The 3811-nt window shown below is 43.2% G+C and carries 2 protein-coding genes and 2 pseudogenes; 3 read left to right on the top strand and 1 reads right to left on the bottom strand.

Annotated elements, in window-relative coordinates; genetic code table 11:
- Positions 1–655 (top strand): annotated as a pseudogene (locus H6F50_RS24940) (hypothetical protein); the annotation flags it as partial.
- Positions 656–874: 219 nt separating this feature from the next.
- Here the strand turns inward: H6F50_RS24940 and H6F50_RS24935 are convergent.
- On the bottom strand, positions 875–1795 hold the full coding sequence (locus tag H6F50_RS24935; protein WP_190430755.1) for a 2OG-Fe(II) oxygenase: 921 nt from the start codon (positions 1793–1795) through the stop codon (positions 875–877).
- Between the two features lie 233 nt (positions 1796–2028).
- On the opposite strand from H6F50_RS24935, the pseudogene H6F50_RS28120 reads away from it, so the two are divergent.
- A pseudogene (locus H6F50_RS28120) lies at positions 2029–2493 on the top strand (GHMP kinase); the annotation flags it as partial.
- Positions 2494–3075: 582 nt separating this feature from the next.
- The coding region (locus H6F50_RS27410; protein WP_242029204.1) for a sugar phosphate nucleotidyltransferase at positions 3076–3811 on the top strand (736 nt) is incomplete at its 3' end.

Genomic DNA, 3811 nt, shown 5'->3' with positions numbered 1-3811 from the left:
TCCCTTGTTGGAATGGCGTCCTGTCTTGTCTGTGGGTACGAAAGTCTACGAAGTTATTGCCAACAATCGCCGCGCCGCCTCTAAAGTCACGACTCCTTTAAAGTTTCGTCCTCTGGAAGTGCGTTCTTCGTTGTTAACAGATATTATCGCCTTCCTCTTATTGCTTTGCGTCTCTTTGTGGAATCTCAGGACGATTGCTCCCTCTATCTTTAAGCTGCCAAGCGTGGTTAACTGGGTGACGCTTGTGTTGAGATTGGACCAAAAATGGAGTATGTTTGCTCCCTATCCACTTAAAGATGATGGCTGGTATGTCATTCCAGGTCAGCTTAAAAATGGCACCGAAATAGATGTTTTTAAAAATGGCATACCTGTAAGCTGGGAAAAACCACGTCTTGTGTCTGCGACTTATCCAAACGAGCGTTGGCGCAAATACATGATGAATCTTTGGAGCAAGGACAATTCCAAATATCGTCTTTACTATGGGCGATATCTTTGCCGAAATTGGAATTCTCAGCACCAAGGGTCACAGCAGCTTGATACCTTTTCTATTTATTTTATGCGTGAAAATACCCTGCCAAATTATCAAACCCCAACGGTAAAAAAGGTTCGCATTTGGAAGCATTCCTGCTTTAATCCATCCCCAGAAGATAACTAAGCTGATGTGCATTTCCAAATGCACATCAGCTTTATAATATGCGTTTTTTCGTTGCGTATACACTGGAAGCACTCTACATTTGTGTAGCTACACCCTTCCTTCAGGGTAAAGCTACACAAATATAGCCTGACGCAAACAAGCTAATTATTTGACGGTCAATGAGCCGGACTTGATATTAGACCGCCTTTGCGGTCTAAGTTTGTGTAACCAAGATAGCCGTTAGACATTATTTACTTGACGACGCACCCAGCCATTAATGGTGAATCGACTGTCTGCGAAAGCTTTAGAAGGACAAACCACAGGCAACACTTCGTGTAAATAGCGGCTCAGGAAAAACACAATGCTGTTGTTTTTCGGTTCAACTGTTTTAAACGAGTCTGATTGTACGTAAAAATTGTTTTCCACCTTACTGTCGTAAATCAGTAACTCTCCACCAGAAAAGGGTTTTGGCTCGCGATAAAAGTAATAAACATAAGTTAATTCTCTAGTGATAGTTTCAGGGCTGCCATTATCGTTATGAATTTTGAAATAATTCCCGTCATTATGGGAAGTTAACTGACTTTCAATATCGGAAACTTTAAAAGAAGGTATCCTTAGCTTTCTGAAGACATTTGGGAGAATCGCTTTAATTCGATTGACTACCAATTCAGAAAATTCAGGGAAGTAATAGAGAACCATTGAGCGACGATAGTCAGCCTCGTTTGTTGAAGTGCTAGTAGAAACAAAGTTTGACTCTTGTTCCCAAACGTAATTAAGTAAGCGGTTCTTTTCCTCCAAGGTTAAGAAATTATCAATTTGCACATATTCAGAAGGTAAAATATTTGGTAAAAAATCTACAGATTGAGGTGGTGGCTCTTCTATTGGCGGCAAGTTTTGTTGCACGTACAGGGGCGGTTCCGTAACGATGCCAACCAAGCGATCGCTCGGAAAAGACAGAGCCGCATGACCCTCATTGATGGGAATCTGAAACAAACAAGAAAATACCGCTTCCTGCTTTTGGGATTGAGCCACAATTGTCTTCAGCAGACTGTGGAGTACGGGTGAATCTGACTTGAGATAAATGGTGTACTCATGTCCTCCTGTTAGGAGAAGCTGAACTTTTACATCCTGTACGTTAGGCTGCTGTAGAGCCGATTGCATAAACGTTTCCTCTTCGATGTTGAAAAATTGAAGAAACTATCCTTGGGCTTTCTCCCTAGCTTCAGAGCAATTTTAACCAGTCGATGCGATTTATTGACTGGTACCGAGACCCAACGGGGTGCAAAAAGCCGAATCATCGCGATAGATAAATCGCGTAGATAAAAAGAGCGATCGCTTCAACGCTTGCTCACCACCCAGAGTAGTTTATTACTAGAGGGTGCGAAGATAGCAGCATGAAATTTATGAAAATTTTTGTTCCAGGTCGCCTGTGTCTGTTTGGCGAACACAGCGATTGGGCGGGAGACTATCGCCGCATCAATCCGAATTTAGAAAAAGGCTATACGCTGATCGTCGGGACTAATCAGGGGCTTTATGCCGAGGTTAAGCCTCATCCCACTCATCTGATTTTTCACGCTTCCCTGAGTGACGGCACCCGGAAAACGCTGACTCTGCCGATGGACGCCGAGGTTTTGCTTGCCGAAGCTGAAAAAGGTGATTTCTTTAGTTATGCCGCTGGCGTTGCCTACCAATTTGTGACTCGCTACCGAGTGCGCGGACTGGAAATCGACAATTACCGGACAGATTTGCCAGTTAAGAAAGGTCTGTCCTCCAGCGCTGCGTTGTGCGTCCTCGTAGCTCGTGCTTTCAATCGCGTGTATGACTTAAAGATGACCCTCCGAGACGAAATGGAGTTGGCTTATCTGGGGGAGATTACCACGCCTTCTCGCTGCGGACGAATGGATCAAGCGTGTGCTTATGGCGATCGCCCGATCCTGATGGTTTTTGATGGCGATTCGCCTAGCGGCGATAGCTTCGCTTCACGCTTGGATATTATTGAACTAAAAGTACCCAAAAACCTGTTCTTTGTAATTGTCGATCTCGGTGCTGGGAAAAATACCCAAGAAATACTCAGTAACTTGAATCAGTGTTATCCTTTCGCCAGTAACGAATCCCAAGAGAATGTCCAAAAATATCTTGGCTCCATCAGTTCTCAAATTACTCAAGAAGCAGTTAACGCCTTGCAAAAAGGAGATGCTGAAAAAATTGGTATCTTGATGAAGAAGGCACAAACCCAATTTGATAAGCATCTAATTCCCGTCTGTCCTGAGCAATTAACAGCTCCCATCCTGCATAAAATCCTTGATTATGAACCCATTCAGCCCTACATTTGGGGAGGGAAAGGTGTTGGTTCACAAGGGGATGGTACAGCACAATTTATCGTTAAAGACGAAGAAAGCCAGCAAAAAGTCATTGAAATTATTGAACGGGATTTTCCTCAAATGCAAGGTTTAAAGCTAACACTTCATGCACGCAAAGTTCGCAAAGCTATCATTCCAGCCGGAGGTTTCGGAACTCGTTTATTTCCAGCTACCAAGGCGGTGAAAAAGGAATTTTTCCCGATTATCGATCGAGAGGGTCGTGCCAAGCCGGTAATTCTAGCAATTGTGGAAGAAGCCATCAGCGCTGGTATAGAAGAAATCGGGATTGTAGTGCAACCAGGCGATCGCGCACTTTTTGAGGAGTTCTTTAAAGCTCCACCTCCAGGCGAACTTTTCAAAAAATTATCGCCGCAAAATCAGGAATATAGCCAGTATCTACAAGATTTAGGCAGCAAAATTAAATTTTTGAATCAAGACAAACCAGAAGGCTATGGTTATGCTGTATTCTGTGCCAAAGAATGGGTGAAAGATGAGCCATTTCTGCTGATGCTGGGCGATCATGTTTACTCATCGGACACTGGAACATCATGTGCAGGTCAACTTTTAGATGCTTACAAACAAGTTAATCAAAGTGTTGTTAGTTTAACGACACTTCCAGCAGAAAGCCTTCATAAATCTGGCTGTGTTACCGGAATTTGGCAGGAATCAAACTCAATCCTTTCAGTAACTCAACTTGCAGAAAAGCCCACAATTGAGTATGCACGCCAGCATCTTCGTGTAGAGGGAATGGCAGAAGATCAATTCTTATGTATATTCGGTTTATATGTACTCACACCGAAAATATTTGAATTTCTCG

This window comes from Coleofasciculus sp. FACHB-712, assembly GCF_014695635.1.
Classification (GTDB): Bacteria; Cyanobacteriota; Cyanobacteriia; order Cyanobacteriales; family FACHB-T130; genus FACHB-T130.
The sequence above is the reverse complement of the archived record's forward strand: the minus strand, read 5'-3'. Positions and strand labels throughout refer to the sequence as shown.